Below are 257 nucleotides of genomic sequence, written 5' to 3'. Positions count from 1 at the left end.
GTTTACAGGCCGAAGCATCTTTAGATAAAGCCACTATTGAGCGTAAAAAATCAGAAAAAACATTAGACATAGCTCAAAGTGCGTTGACACAGATTCTGAACCAAACTCAGCCAGTCGCCCCCAGTGGTCAATTGTTTATTAATAAAAACCTCCCCCCGTTAACTGCTTTTATTGAGCAAACATTAGCCACCTACCCAGGTTTAGATCTCTTGAGTGCTAAAGAGAAACAAGCTAATAGCCTGATTAAGGCTGAAAAA

The 257-nt window shown here is 40.1% G+C and carries 1 protein-coding gene; it reads left to right on the top strand.

What is annotated here, in order from left to right; translation table 11 throughout:
* Positions 1 to 257: hypothetical protein (locus Q5762_RS38965; protein WP_315897050.1), on the top strand; the 257-nt coding region annotated here is incomplete at both ends.

The sequence above is a fragment of the Streptomyces sp. P9(2023) genome, assembly GCF_032436795.1.
Taxonomy (GTDB): Bacteria; Actinomycetota; Actinomycetes; order Streptomycetales; family Streptomycetaceae; genus Streptomyces.
Note: the sequence above shows the minus strand (reverse complement) of the source record. Positions and strands in the feature narration are given on the sequence as shown.